Origin of the sequence: Fretibacterium fastidiosum, assembly GCF_964642095.1 — a bacterium.
Classification (GTDB): Bacteria; Synergistota; Synergistia; order Synergistales; family Aminobacteriaceae; genus Fretibacterium; species Fretibacterium fastidiosum.
The window spans coordinates 2,805,361-2,818,819 of sequence record NZ_OZ209244.1; the positions used below are offsets into that span (position 1 = coordinate 2,805,361).

Here is a 13,459-nt window from a genome sequence, read left to right on the forward strand (position 1 = left end):
GACAACTCCTTCGCGGAAGGAATTCCCTCACGGCATGCATCCCGTGCATCCAAGCCACATCCTCAGGTGTATCCGCAGCGTCGCATTCGGGTTCCCTCCTTACTTAAAAGAATTTTTCACGATACTTATACCCCACCGCCGGCTAAATGTCAATCAACGTGTCGTTGTTCCGAGCTCCGGCCGGACAATGAGCAGAGGACCGGGAGCGCCGTTCCGCTCCCGGTCCCCTCCGTTCCCCTCAGGGCGATTGCGTCAATGGATTGGGTTGAACTCCGCGCTCAGGAGCTTTTGGAACGCCTCGAGGGACATGCTGCCCAGGTCACCCTTCGTGCGCTCGCGCACCGCGACCTGACGCTCGTCGCGCTCCTTGTCCCCGATCACGATCATGTAGGGCACCTTCTGCAGCTGCGCGTCGCGGATGCGCTTGCCCAGCTTCTCGTCGCGGCTGTCCGTCTCCGTCCGCACACCCCAGCTCATGAGCTCCTTCCTCAGCTCCTCCGCGTAGGCGCGGTGCGCCTCGGAGATGGGGATCAGCTCCGCCTGCACGGGCGCGATCCAGTAGGGGAAAGCACCCGCGTAGTGCTCGATGAGGATGCCCATAAAGCGCTCCAGACTGCCCAGGATCGTGCGGTGCAGCATGACGGGCCGATGTTCCTTCCCGTCCTCCGCGATGTAGTGCATGTCGAATCGCTCCGGCATCTGAAAGTCCAGCTGGATCGTCCCGCACTGCCAGGTGCGGCCGATGCAGTCCTCGAGGTGGAAGTCGATCTTCGGCCCGTAGAAAGCGCCATCGCCCTCGTTGACGCGATAGGGCGTGTTGGACTGCTCCAGCGCAGCCCTCAGGCCGTTCTCCGCGGCCTCCCACTGCTCCGTGCTCCCCATCGCGTTCTCCGGCTTCGTCGAGAGCTCCACGGCGTACTTGAACCCGAAGACGTCGCTGTAGACGTAGCGGCACAGGTCCATGATGCCCATGACCTCCTGCTGAATTTGGCTGGGCTCGCAGTAGAGGTGCGCGTCGTCCTGCGTGAAGCAGCGCACGCGCATCAGCCCGTGCAGCACGCCGCTGCGCTCGTGGCGGTGGACGACGCCCAGCTCCCCGATGCGCATGGGCAGTTCGCGGTAGCTGTGCAGCTGCGTCTTGTAGATCAGGATGCCGCCCGGACAGTTCATCGGCTTGATGGCGAAGGGCTTTTCGTCGATCTCCGTGAAGTACATGTTCTCGCGGTAGTGGTCCCAGTGGCCGGAGCGGAGCCACAGCTCGCGGTCCAGGATCTGGGGCGTGCGGACCTCCTGATAGCCGCGGCGGACGTGTTCGCGGCGCCAGAAGTCGATGAGCGTGTTCATCACGACCATCCCCTTCGGGTGGAAGAACGGGAAGCCAGGCCCTTCCTCGTGCAGGCTGAACAGGTCAAGCTCTCGGCCCAGCTTGCGATGATCCCTCAACTTCGCCTCTTCCATGCGCTTCAGGTAGGCCTTCAGCTCGTCGGGCGTCGCAAAGGCCGTGCCGTAGATGCGGGTCAGCATCTTGTTCTTCTCGCTCCCGCGCCAGTAGGCGCCGGCCACGGAGAGCAGCTTGAAGTTCCGGATGACGGACGTGTCCGGCACGTGAGGTCCACGGCAGAGGTCCACGTAGTCCCCCTGACGGTAGAGGGACACCGTTGGCGCCTCCAGCTCGGAGATCAGCTCTTCCTTGTAGGGATCGCCCCGATCCTTGAAGAACTTCAAGGCGTCCTCGCGCCGCATCTCCTCCCGCTCGACCTTCTCGGCCGCGCCGGTCAGCTTCCTCATCTCCGCCTCGATGGCCGGCAGGTCCTGCTCCGTGATGGTCCCCGTCGCGTCCACGTCGTAGTAGAAGCCATCCTTGATGCAGGGGCCGATGCCGAAGTGCGTCCCCGGATAGAGCCTCTCGATGGCCTGAGCCATGAGATGCGCGCAGCTGTGGCGCAGGACGTCAAGGCCCTCCTCGTCGGCCGCCGTCAAGGGCTCCACCCTCCCGCCGGCGCGGATCTCGCGGTTCAGGTCCACCGCTGCGCCATCCAGCTTCGCGGCGATCGCCTTCTTTTGCAGGCCAAGCGCCTCCAGGACCTCGGACGCCCTCACGCTCTCCCGGTCGAACTCACAGGACTTTCCGTTGCTTCCCTCAAACTTCAGCATGTTCCAATCCCCCTCTTGAATTCTAAAGCAGCCCCGCCGTGCAGAGCAAACTTCGCAATCGCCAACCGAACCGCGCAGCGTACCGACGTCGGTCCGCAAAAACAAAAAAGCGCCCACGTCATCTCGCACACAGGAGACGACGTGGGCACACGTTCGCGGTTCCACTCCACTTCCGGCCTCGACGGGCCGGCACTCAAGTCCGCTGTGAGGGGCGGACCCCGACGCCTTATCTTCCGCTCCGCACAAAGAGAGACCCAGCCTCGACGCCAGCTCGGAGGGGGTTTCGTCCTGTTCCTGGATATGGCGCGCCTCTCAGCCTGCGGCGTGCCTCTCTGGATATCCGCCCTGCGCGAACGCGCAGGACAGGGCGAATGGTCCTCTTCATCGCTTTTTTCATTCAATTTCCGATACGATACCACCAAAAGGGCTTTTAGGCAAGCGCGACTTTTCGGCCCTGCCGCAGGACCACGCGCATCGCAATGCCCTGCGCGATCGGCACCGGCGGCCTTCTCTCATCCGTCCTCGCCGGGTGGGCGCCTCGTCACCGTGGTCAAAATTGATGGGCACTCACCTTTTGCTTGTCTCAGCTGACTTTTCATCGTAGAATAGAAAAACATGGATGGAGACATGCGCGCACTACCGAGCGAAGGGTACTCCGAGGTCATTGATTATGGAGGATTCATCATGAACGCAAGCCAGGAGATACAGGCGGTCATCGAAGCGCTGCCGGACCCCGTTCTGATCCTCGCCCCCAACCGAGGACGGGTTCTTGCCTACAACAAAGCCTTCGTGGACAAATGGGGTTTTGCAGAGGAAACCTTCATGGACAAGCCCTTCCTGAAAATGCCCCAATTCTCCCGGGCGATTCAGCGCGGGCTGATCGGGGTCTACGCCAAAGCCAGGCACAGAAGGGCCGAGATCGCTCCCTTTTCCTTTTGTTATCCCGACATGAAGGGGTTCCTGAAGACGTTCTCCGCCTCCGCCTCGCCCATTGAAGAGGCGGGGAGCGTCGATGTGCCCTGCGTGATGCTGCGCTTTCAGGAACTGCCCCAGATGGACGAGGCCACGATACGCGCTCAGAAGGACTCTGAGGCCTTCAACATCTTTACGGACATCACGGATGAGCCGTGGCTGGAGTTTCGCCCCCCGCTCCCCATCGTCGCCCCGGGAATCGAGGACAGCGACCGGCGCGACCACCTCGCCCACATCGGGAAGCACCTTCGCCTCGTCCGCGCCAGCAAGGCGGCCATCCACTTCTATGGCCTCGTCGAGCGGGATATGGAATCCGAGGACGGCGCCATCAAGCTGAAGGAGAAAAACTTCCCCGCATTCTTCAGCCGCAGCGAGGACGCCTGCCGAATGTTGGACATCCTCACGACCATCGGGTTCATTCGGGCGCGGTCCGCGCTGCTGGACCGCAAGGGCAACGTCATCGAGGCGGAAGTCTCCTGCGCCAGCCAGTTTGGCCAGGGGAACAGCCTCGCCGCCATCTACTGCATCTTCCACTTCTCCGAGGAGATGATCAACTGTCGCAACGCCTTCCGTGAGGGACAGCAGATGCGCGACTTCACCTTCAATCAGCCGTTCCTCGGCCTGGGTCAGCTTGTCCCCCAACGCCCGCTGAAGCGCCCCGAGGCAGAGAGCGCCGAGGCAGAGCTGGGGAAGCTCGTCAACGCCATCCTCCTCGTGGCGGCCAACGACGCCCTGCTGAAGCTCCACAACGCGCAGAAGAGCCGGTTCCTGATGCAGCCGATGTCCGTGCTCTTCCCGAACACCTCCCACGCCGTAGCGGTTCTCCGAGAGCTCTTCGTCACCCGGGAATCCTCCTTCGCCCTGTACGACGGCAACGGAACGCTGCAGCACATCACGATCTTCAAGGCGATCTTCAACGACGCCGACGAGCTGGTGCGCATCCTCATCTCGACCTCGGACCACTCCCAGGGCATCGAGGAGCACTACAACAACCAACCCATTCCGCTTCGGCCAAAGCCAGCGTAGACGCTCTGAAGGTGCGGGCCTCCCCTCGAAGGGGAGGCCCGCGTTGGTCATCAACTTCTAATAAAGAGGCCAAGCCTCCCCTGTAAGGAAGTGGGCCGGAGGGCAGCCAGACGACACGACTTACGGACGCCGACAGGCGGTCGGCGTCGTGTCGGTCGGCTGAGGGCGAAGGAAGTCCGGGGGACTTCCGTAGCTCGGCCAGACGACGCAGCTTATGCAATCGCGTCAACGATTGCGGCGCTGCGTCGGTCGGCTGTGCCGAAGCAAGGCAATGGATTGCCTTGTGGAGGCGTTGGCGGGGAATGTCGGACAGGCGCGTCTTATGAAAAACACTCGCCACCTCCCCCTCGGGGAGCCTTCCGGCTGTCGTTCGCTACCGCTCACGGGCCGGCAGTCTCGCCCCTGCGGGGCTCGCCAGCCCCCCTTCCAGGGGGGCCTGAAAAGCGCGCCGCTTCTTTTTGCCTCCCCTGCAAGGGGAGGTGCCGCCGAAGGCGGCGGAGGGGTTGTTCTGAAGTGGTGCGTTCAGTTTCCGGTCCCGGCCCTCAGTGCCGCAACCTCGTCAGGGGAGAGGCCCGTCGCCTGAGATATCTGCTCCGACGTGAAACTCATGCCCAGCATCCGACGCGCCGTGGCAGCGACGCCCCTTGCCTCACCCAGCTGAATGCCCTCTGTCCTGCCCAGCTGGATGCCCTTTTCAATGCCCTTACGTTCCATGATGCTGACGTACATCCGTCCCGCCTCCTTCGCCTCTTCCAGGGCGCTCTCCCATTCCTCGTACTCCCTGGAGCTCTCGTCCTCCGTCAGGTGAATCACGCCCTCCATAAACACCAACAGCTGCGCCTTGTCCGCGTGGGGCCAGCCCTGTTCGTCCAGGAGCTTCAGCATCTCCTTCAGGTAACTCAGCTTCCTCGGCTCGCTGCTCCGGCTCTTCCACGCCCTCAAACCCGCCAGGTGCGCCCAGTCAAAGGGGTTGTCGCTCGCCTTCAGGGCCTCTTCGTCCCCTTCGTAGAGCTTGAACACGGGAAACTCGTACTTCACCCGCGTGCCGTAGCCCTCCCAGGAATAGATCCCGTAGGACTGCGCCTCCGACAGGGGCTCGATGAGGAGAGCCAGGGCGCTGACGTGCCTTCGGTAACGTCCCTCCAGGAGGCCACGGTAGCGGTGCATCCGCAGAGGGAAGTCCTCGTTCCCGCCCCGGCCCTGCACCTCCACGTGAAGGAGGATCCAGGCGTCTTCTTGGGTACGGAGGGGGACGTTCGCCAGGAGGTCCACGAATCGGTTCCCGTCCGGCTCACCGCCTTCCGACCTTTGGGTGAAGCGGGCCAGCCGGCGCAGTTCCTTATCGAGGAAAACGACGTCCCGTTTCTCGTCGAGGTCCCTGGCCAGGTCGGGCAGCAAAGAGTGGAGCATGGGGACGAAGAATCGGTTTAGAATATCTTTCCAGAGCAGATCATCGCGTCGCGGTTCCTTGGCGGCCTTCTCCGATGGGTCTTTTTTCTTCCCGCTCATGGCGTCACCTCGTTTCGTGATTTGCCGTGCACTTAGGCTTTCCCTGTACCAGTATAGCAAAGCTCAGGGGAGTTTGATTCAGAAAGGGGCTCAAAAACAACCCCTCAGTCTCGCCCCTTCGGGGCTCGCCAGCCCCCCTTTCAGGGGGGCCCAAAAGCGCGCCCTGCTTGCCTTGCCTCCCCTGAAAGGGGACGGCCAGACTGCCAGCGAACGCAGTGAGCTGTGCAGGTCGGCTGGTTTCTTCATCAGGTGGCCCAACGGGCCGGAGGGGTCATCCCCTCCGCCGCAACACAACGGGGATAGCCGCAGCGAGCAGCAGCCAGCCCAACAAAAACCCTGCGTCGCATCCACCACCACCGCCCTTGCCCTTGTCGGGCTGGCCGGGGTTGGTGTCTGGCTTTGGCTCCGGTGCCGGCGTGCCCGACGCCTCGACCGTGAGGATCGCCGCGGGGTCCACCACCTTGCCGTCCGCCGCACCGTCCAGGTCCAGCGGGCCGCCGTCCCGGATAAACAGCGTCAGGACGTAAGGAATATAAGGCTTCAGGTCCTCGACGATGTTGCCCTTGTCGTCCAGCACCGTGAAGCGTCCGTCGGCGAAGTCCGCAGGCCTGGCCGCCCACGTCAGCAGCACGCCCTTATCCGGTCCCGTGACCTTGAGCAGCTTCACGTCCGCACCCCTCTTGCCCTTGGGATCCGTGACCGTCAACGCCACGCCTGCCGCCGCAACACCGCCGGCCTTGTTCAGTCGGGCCGTGAGGACCGGAAGGAGCTTGACGGTCGCGGTCGTCTCGGAGGCCGGCAGCACCTTCTTCGCCACCTCCCTGGCAACCCTGGGCGCGAGCTTCACGACGCCACTATCGGAGTCCGCCCTCAGATCGTCCCGGGTCAGCCCCGTCCGGGAGAGCGCCTCCGCCGCTTTCGTCAACTCTTCCGCCTGGCCGGACGCCGCGAAATATTCCGGTTTCACGGCCTGGATACCCTCGGGGGAACCGCCCGGAAGGCTGGGCACAATGCCGGACTCCGGCTGGCCGGGCTGCGGCGTGGGCGACGGAGAGGGGCTTGGCGATGGACTCGGTGAAGGGCTTGGACTGGGAGACGGGGACGGTGGGATCACCGGGCCGGTCTGGATGGAGATTGCCGTGTAGGCCGAGATGTTCCCGCCCAGCGCGTTGGCATCGAACTCCCTCCAATTCGTCCCGTCGTAGCGCCACAGGCTGTAGCCCACGCCCGCCCACAGGTAGTTTCGCTCCGGGTCATAGACCAGGCCCATCCGATAACCGTACTTCCCTTTGAAGTCCCGCAGCAGCGTTCCCAGGTCACCGGCGGCCAGGCGTTCCGCCGTCGTCTCATAGACGCGGATGCTGTAGCCCGGCTTGTACTCCTCCTCGGAGACCCACTGCGTAGCCTGCACGTAGATCTTGCCCCATGCCGACGCGACCGCCCCGAACATGTGGCTGAAGGTGGGGTCCTTCTCCTTCATCCTTCTTGCCGTCACAGGCGCGGAGACCTCCATCGTGTCCAGGTTCACGATCTCCACGCAGGAGTCGGGATTGTACGTGTTCCCGAAGGGCTGGACTCCGCCCAGCGTGGCCACGTAGAGAAGGTTTCCCTGTCGGATGTAGGCGCCGGGGGTGAAGCCGTCCAGGTTCTTGCCCAGCATCGGCTTGTTCGCCAGCACGTTCAGGTCCTTGTCCAGCTTCACCAGCCGGTTGGGCGCGTAGCCGACGCCTGCGATGTTCCACACATCGTGCCCCTCGGTAAAGATGGCGTAGAGCGCGTCCCCATAGGGGACCAGCCCCTCGCCGTGGGCCTTGTTCCCAGAGGAGGACGGCGTGTAGAGGTACGTCTTGTCCTCCGTGTACTGGTCTCCACGGGTCGACACGCGGTTGATCGTAGGAATGTCGTAGGCCGTACCGTAGAGATACCCTCCCGAGGGGACCAGTATCCGGGTGTTATGCAGCGAGGTGCCAGCCTCCTGGGGGCGGTTCCATGTCTGAGGGATCTTCCAGTTCTCCTTGGGGCCGGGGTCGTGGATGTTAATGACGTCCGTACCGTTCAGGGTGTAGAGGGTGATCGCGACGCGGAAATTGCCGTCCGCGTTGACGAATGGGTAGATGCCCTGACCCTGGTTGCCCCCCATGTTGCTGACCAGGGGATGGATGGGCACCCCATCCCCCAGGACGATGCCCAGAGCTGTGTTGGCGTAGCTGTTGTCCTGCCGCGTGAAGATCAGCTCAGCTCCTGCCGGGGCAACCGGGAACGCCAGCGCCAGGATTAACGCCAGAATTGCAAAGAACCGCTTTCTCATTCCTACCACCATCCTCTTAATAGTGCCATGGCCTCCCCTGGAAGGGGCATCATTTTCCTACGCTGCTCTTGCCTGTAGTGCCCGGATTGTCGATTTGGCGTTGAAAATCCAAGCGTCTCCCACAAAGGACAATTTCGGGGCGGACGGGGCACCCTCCCATGCACAGGCTTCTTTTGTCGCACTCTGGGCAGGACGTTCTGAGACAAGTGCGAAAATCCTCGAACGTGCTGCTGTTCCAGGCTGCCTCAACCGTATTGTCACGAAGGTTGACTTCCCATCGTCGATCCTGATTGTCGAAGCTGCACGGGAGCATCTTCATGTCGGGGGTGACGTAGGCGGACCAGCGTGCTCCCTCGCACGTATCCAGGCTCTTCATATCAATGATTCCGGGATTGTTCACCAACGCCGGTACGGTACAGGAGTCGAACCCTACCCTGTATCGAAAGGTCCTGGAGTTCACCAGCTTCAGAAATTCCTTGAAGCTTTCGTCCTCAAGAGATATCACCTTTTCCCGACTCCCAAGGCCAACAGGCTTGTGCAGCAGAAATACGACAGCGTTTATCCCCACCGGGAAACCCTCACTGGGCCCCTTACCGGTGAGAAGCCTTATTGCTTCCGCTACGCTGTCACGGGCAAGGACGAAATGAATGTTCGTCTTAACACCAGCATTAAGAAGCAGACTGACAGCACGGAGTGTGTATGTGCTTCGATACCAGCTGACAGCCACCGCCCCGCAGTGCCGTCCGCTCAGCTCTGCAATATCCTTCGTCATGCCCAGTCCGGATGTCGTGTAATTGGGCACAATACGATAATGCCTACAGATTTGAAGTATCTCCGCAAAGTTCTCGTGCTGGTCGGGATCCCCGCATCCCCCGAGCGCAAACTGGTACGTCCTGCTGCTGCACTGCCGCGCCAGCTCCAGGAAATCGTCCAGCTCCATATCCGGGGCATCCGAATGAGGCCCGTCCTGATAGCATTCCACTCCCGCTGCCCGGCACAGGCCAAGCTTGCCGTGGCGACAATGCCCCATGATTCCGACATCGACCAGTTCCGGGAAAGATGACATAAACGGGTCCTCGCCGGTGTCCCTCCCATCCCTGATAATGCCGGTTCTGAAATACCGCCCTGTCCTGTCGTCGAAACAGGACAGGAAATCTTTTTCTCTGTGGATTTGCATCGTAGTTCCAGGAATGTCAGGCCACAACAATTCGGCCCGATGCCCTAGTACGAAAGATCATCATCAATGGCAACAAAGTTTCCGTCGCCGGTTTGATCAAGAACAGCCCACAGGTCCTGGAACAGCCGTGTATAGTAGACCTCGGCCGTCTCGAGGTCAAGGGTGCCCGAGTAAATGTCCTTGCCCTCCTTCAAAGCCTCACGAATCCCATCCTCATCCACGACGTAATTGTCCTCAAAAAAATCCTGGATATCCTTCTCGCCGCTCTCAGGCCCCAGGACTTTTTTGCCGAGCATCTTCTCCTCAACAAACTTAATGATAGCTTCCTTCTGCTTTTCGTTCAGTTCACCCTGCCGCGCGACGATAAAACTGCTGCTGCTTGAGTTCGTCACGAAATCCATTCGGATTTTCATAAAACGCTACCTCCTCGTTATTATCCCAAAGTAACCGATTTTTATTGATACCGTATGGACTCACGGTTGCAGGGGTGGTCCGAATGACCGGAGGGGTTCGGCCAGACGACACGACTTACGGACGCCGACAGGCGGCCGGCGTCGTGTCGGTCGGCTGAGGGCGAAGGAAGTCCGGGGGACTTCCGCAGCTCGGCCAGACGACACGACTTACGGACGCCGACAGGCGGCCGGCGTCGTGTCGGTCGGCTGAGGGCGAAGGAAGTCCGGGGGACTTCCGCAGCTCGGCCAGACGACACGACTTACGGACGCCGACAGGCGGCCGGCGTCGTGTCGGTCGGCTGAGGGCGAAGGAAGTCCGGGGGACTTCCGCAGCTCGGCCAGACGACACGACTTACGGACGCCGACAGGCGGCCGGCGTCGTGTCGGTCGGCTGAGGGCGAAGGAAGTCCGGGGGACTTCCGCAGCTCGGCCAGACGACACGACTTACGGACGCCGACAGGCGGTCGGCGTCGTGCCGGTCGCTTAGGGGCTTCAGCAGCGGGGCCCAACAACCCCTCAGGCCCCCCTTCGGGGAGCCTTCCGGCTGCCGTTCGCTACCGCTCACGGGCCGTCAGTCCCCGCCCCTGCGGGGACCGAAAACAACCCCTCAGTCTCGCCCCGTTGGGGCTCGCCAGCTCCTCTTGCAGAGGAGCCTAAAAAGCGCGCCCTGTCTTTGCCTTGCCTCCCCTGGAAGGGGAGGTGTCGCCGAAGGCGACGGAGGGGTTATCCCCTCCGCCGCAGCGCGACGGGAACAGCCGTCATCAACAGCCAGCCCCACAAAAGCCCCGCATCGCACCCGCCACCGGACCCCCTGGACTCGCTGCCAGGTTTTGGCTTCGGTTTTGGAGACAGGGCGCCCGACTCCTCAACGGACAATAGCATCGCCGGGTCCACAATACGCCCGTTCGCACGGCCGTCGAGGTCGTACTTCCCCCCGTCCTCGATGAACAGCGTCAGCACGTACCGGCCACGGCCGCTCAGGTCCCCGACGATCCGGCCGCTCCCGTCCAGCACCGTGAACCGCCCGTCACCGAACTCCGAGACCGAACCCGCGTACTTCAACAGTTCCCCTTCCTCCGGGCCCAACACCTTCAACACCTTTACCCCGGACGCCTCCTCGGCCATCAGCGCGGAGCCCGTCACCTCGAGGCCCACCGCCGCAACACTCGCTCCCGACGGCAGCGTCGCCGTCAGGACCGGCAGAGACTTCGCCTCGTCGATGAAGCCGTCGGAGCTCACGGCCTTCTCCGCAACCTCCCAGCCCACGTCCGCGTTCAGCTTCACCTGCCCCGTCTTTCGATCGACGATCAAGTCACCCTTCTCCAGCCCGGAGTCCGCAAGCATCTTAGCCGCCAGGGCCAACGATTCAGACGGGGTTTTTCCAAAGGCAAGCTCAGGCTTCACCGCGATGATTTTCCCGTCCGTCCCCTCGGGCAGCTGCGGGGCGACGCCATGCTCCGGAACCTTGGGCAGCTCCACATCAGGACTCACCGGTGGCTTTATATCCGGGCTCACGTCAGGACTGGTCGGTCCAGACAGGGCAGTGTTCTTCGCCAGCACCAGAGAGGCGGCAACCCTGCGCTCCGCCGGGGTCAGGTCAACCCGGCCTCCATCACGGACGTACACCACCAGGCCGTATTTCTTATCCGGGACGAACGGCTCGTCTCCGGGCATCACCGTACCATCCTCGTGCTGCACCGCAAAGTGCCCGTCCAGGTAATCCCTCGGGCTCTCCGCGTAACGGAAAATCTCACCCGTCCCCTTGGGACGCGCCTCGAACAACGTGACGTCTTTCGGCGCGGCGGCGCGGAAACGCTTGCCCTCAACCCAGAAGCCCACAGCCGTCAGGGTACGTGACTTCGATACCTCAAGCGAGATCAAAGGGAAGGGCGAGGCTCCAATCAGCTTCACACCTTCCTGCTTCCCCAACGCCTCCATGACTGTCTCTAGCCGGGACCGGCTCGGGTACAGCAGGCCGTCGCCACCAAGGCGGAAGTCCTCCGGGGCCGTCCCCATCTCCGACAACAGCTCCACCGCCGAACCGGACCTCACCCCGAAGGGACGCTTCCCCTCCGCCCCGCCCGGAAGCATCGCCCCAATCGGGACGAACCCCGGCACGTTCGGCTCCGCGCCCAGTGCCTCGCCCCACACCGTGGTTGTCGCGGACAGGCCGCTGGCCGACTGGACCGTAACGCCGTAGGAAGCGCCGTCCTTGTACTGCTTTTTCAGCGTCACCGCAGCCGTCCCGTCCCCGTGATCCTCCAGGAGGAGGTCGTCAACGGCCCCCTGCCCCTCGGCCTTTGTCACTGCCCAAGTCAACACCTCGGGCTTCGCATCGGAGGGGACGATCGCGGCCGTCAACGTAACGCTCTCCCCCTCCTTCAGCGCATGGCTGGGGCCGCCCAGAGCGATCCTTGTCGCCGGCGGCAGGACGTTCACCACCTTCAGCACCGCCTCGGGCATCAACGCCGCGTCGTCGCTGGCCACCGGCACGCCCAGCACACCCGTCACCGCGAGGGCTAGACGGTGCAGCCCCTCGGAGGCGGCCTTCACCTCGATCTCCGGCCCGTCGGCCCCGGAGAGGACCGTCAGACCACGGTCCGCGGTCCACCTGTACTTCAAGCCCGAAAGGTCCCCCGTGGAGGGATAGGGACGGGCACGGATCTTCCGCGTCTCCCCCACGAGCATCGTGCGCACGTCGGCCGCATCCAGCACCACCGAGGCGACCGGCAGCTTGGCGGGGTCCGTTATCATGACCCCTAGATCTAGTCTCCCTGAGTAACTGGGTTGGGTCTCCTTCACCTTCAGCCAGTAGCAATCCTCCCAGCCTCCGTAGGCCCCGACGATCCCTCCGGTGTATTGCGGCAGGGCCTTGACGGAATCGCAGATCGAGACACAATGTTTGAAGCCGCTGGCCAGGCCGCCCCCCAGCCCGCCGCCGTCCGTGTAGCTCTCCACCTCTGCGAGGGCGGCCGTACAGTTTTCCACTTCCCCACCGTCCCAATAAGAGAAACCCAGAATTCCTCCGGAATAACAGAAGTTGGTAGAGACTGCCCTGGCCGTTCCGAAGGTTACGCAGTTGCGAATCATGCCTATGGCGATGAGGGAGGCGATGCCTCCCACAAAGGCCCGGCCATCGCACTCGACCCTGAGATCGAAGGATGTCGTGCAGTTCAGGACGTTGCCATCCATCCAATTCGTTATCCCCGAGGCCCCGTTGCCAGCCGTGGCATTGATGGAGCCCATGGCCGTAAGGTTTTTGACGGTCCCCCCCTGCTCGATGCGTCCGAACAGGCAGGACGAATGACTTAAGATACCCGTTTTCGGGCTGACCGGAAGGTGGTCGCTGTTGGTGAACGTGACCCCCGTGATGGCGTGGCCACCGCCGTCGAAGGTGCCCGCAAACCCGGCAAGGTCCCCGTAGGCCTGCATCCAGCCGATAGGACACCATTCCCGGCCCACCACGGAGATGTCCCGAGTCAGAAGGAAGTGTTTGCCCTGAAAATCCTTGTAGTCGGAGACCAGCTTGGCCAGGCCGGCCAGTTGCTCCGCCGTCTCGATGAGATAGGGGTCAGCCTCCGTCCCAGCATGTTGATCCAACCAGGACGTGTCGGCCACGTCGGACCACAATTCAGCACTCAATGCTGCAGGCTGTAAGCCCAGCAGCACCACACCAAGAGCTACGACACCGGCAATACCATGCAGCCATCTGCGCATGGGTTCACGCTCCTTTCAAAACTATTGTTGCCTCCCCTGAGTTGCCTCCCCTGGAAGGGGAGGTGGTCCGAAGGACCGGAGGGCAGCCAGACGACGCAGCTTACGCAATCGCGTCAGCGATTGCGGCGCTGCGTTGGTCGGCTG

The 13,459-nt window shown here is 62.6% G+C and carries 7 protein-coding genes; 1 reads left to right on the forward strand and 6 read right to left on the reverse strand.

Features of this window, described 5'->3' with window-relative positions; genetic code table 11:
* Positions 1 to 252: 252 nt before the first annotated feature.
* Entirely contained in the window at positions 253 to 2,154 is a 1,902-nt protein-coding gene (thrS, locus tag ACK28C_RS12600) for a threonine--tRNA ligase (protein WP_015556512.1), read from the reverse strand.
* Between the two features lie 684 nt (positions 2,155 to 2,838).
* Between thrS and ACK28C_RS12605 the strand changes: the two genes are divergently transcribed.
* A complete protein-coding gene (locus ACK28C_RS12605) occupies positions 2,839 to 4,152 on the forward strand; it encodes a PAS domain-containing protein (protein WP_015556513.1) in 1,314 nt (437 codons plus the stop codon).
* A gap of 522 nt (positions 4,153 to 4,674) precedes the next feature.
* Here ACK28C_RS12605 and ACK28C_RS12610 read toward each other — a convergent pair.
* The 5 genes from ACK28C_RS12610 to ACK28C_RS12630 all read right to left on the reverse strand — a co-directional run bounded on the left by ACK28C_RS12610 (position 4,675) and on the right by ACK28C_RS12630 (position 13,315).
* Positions 4,675 to 5,661 carry a hypothetical protein gene (locus tag ACK28C_RS12610; RefSeq protein WP_015556514.1) on the reverse strand — a complete coding sequence of 329 codons (987 nt, stop codon included), beginning with the start codon at positions 5,659 to 5,661 and terminating at the stop codon, positions 4,675 to 4,677.
* A gap of 271 nt (positions 5,662 to 5,932) precedes the next feature.
* Positions 5,933 to 7,969, reverse strand: a complete 2,037-nt coding sequence (locus tag ACK28C_RS12615; protein WP_015556515.1) for a Synerg-CTERM sorting domain-containing protein — start codon at positions 7,967 to 7,969, stop codon at positions 5,933 to 5,935.
* A gap of 49 nt (positions 7,970 to 8,018) precedes the next feature.
* A complete protein-coding gene (locus ACK28C_RS12620) occupies positions 8,019 to 8,909 on the reverse strand; it encodes an SPASM domain-containing protein (RefSeq protein WP_409152276.1) in 891 nt (296 codons plus the stop codon).
* Positions 8,910 to 9,190: 281 nt separating this feature from the next.
* A complete protein-coding gene (locus ACK28C_RS12625; RefSeq protein WP_015556517.1) occupies positions 9,191 to 9,559 on the reverse strand; it encodes a hypothetical protein in 369 nt (122 codons plus the stop codon).
* A gap of 762 nt (positions 9,560 to 10,321) precedes the next feature.
* Positions 10,322 to 13,315: a hypothetical protein gene (locus ACK28C_RS12630; RefSeq protein ID WP_409152277.1), complete on the reverse strand. Its 2,994-nt coding sequence runs from the start codon at positions 13,313 to 13,315 to the stop codon at positions 10,322 to 10,324.
* Between the last annotated feature and the right edge of the window lie 144 nt (positions 13,316 to 13,459).

Coding starts and splice junctions, on each gene's coding strand:
- thrS (WP_015556512.1), bottom strand. CDS start 2,154: ATGCTGAAGTTTGAGGGAAGCAACGGAAAGTCCTGTGAGTTCGACCGG.
- ACK28C_RS12605 (WP_015556513.1), top strand. CDS start 2,839: ATGAACGCAAGCCAGGAGATACAGGCGGTCATCGAAGCGCTGCCGGAC.
- ACK28C_RS12610 (WP_015556514.1), bottom strand. CDS start 5,661: ATGAGCGGGAAGAAAAAAGACCCATCGGAGAAGGCCGCCAAGGAACCG.
- ACK28C_RS12615 (WP_015556515.1), bottom strand. CDS start 7,969: ATGAGAAAGCGGTTCTTTGCAATTCTGGCGTTAATCCTGGCGCTGGCG.
- ACK28C_RS12620 (WP_409152276.1), bottom strand. CDS start 8,909: ATGGAGCTGGACGATTTCCTGGAGCTGGCGCGGCAGTGCAGCAGCAGG.
- ACK28C_RS12625 (WP_015556517.1), bottom strand. CDS start 9,559: ATGAAAATCCGAATGGATTTCGTGACGAACTCAAGCAGCAGCAGTTTT.
- ACK28C_RS12630 (WP_409152277.1), bottom strand. CDS start 13,315: ATGCGCAGATGGCTGCATGGTATTGCCGGTGTCGTAGCTCTTGGTGTG.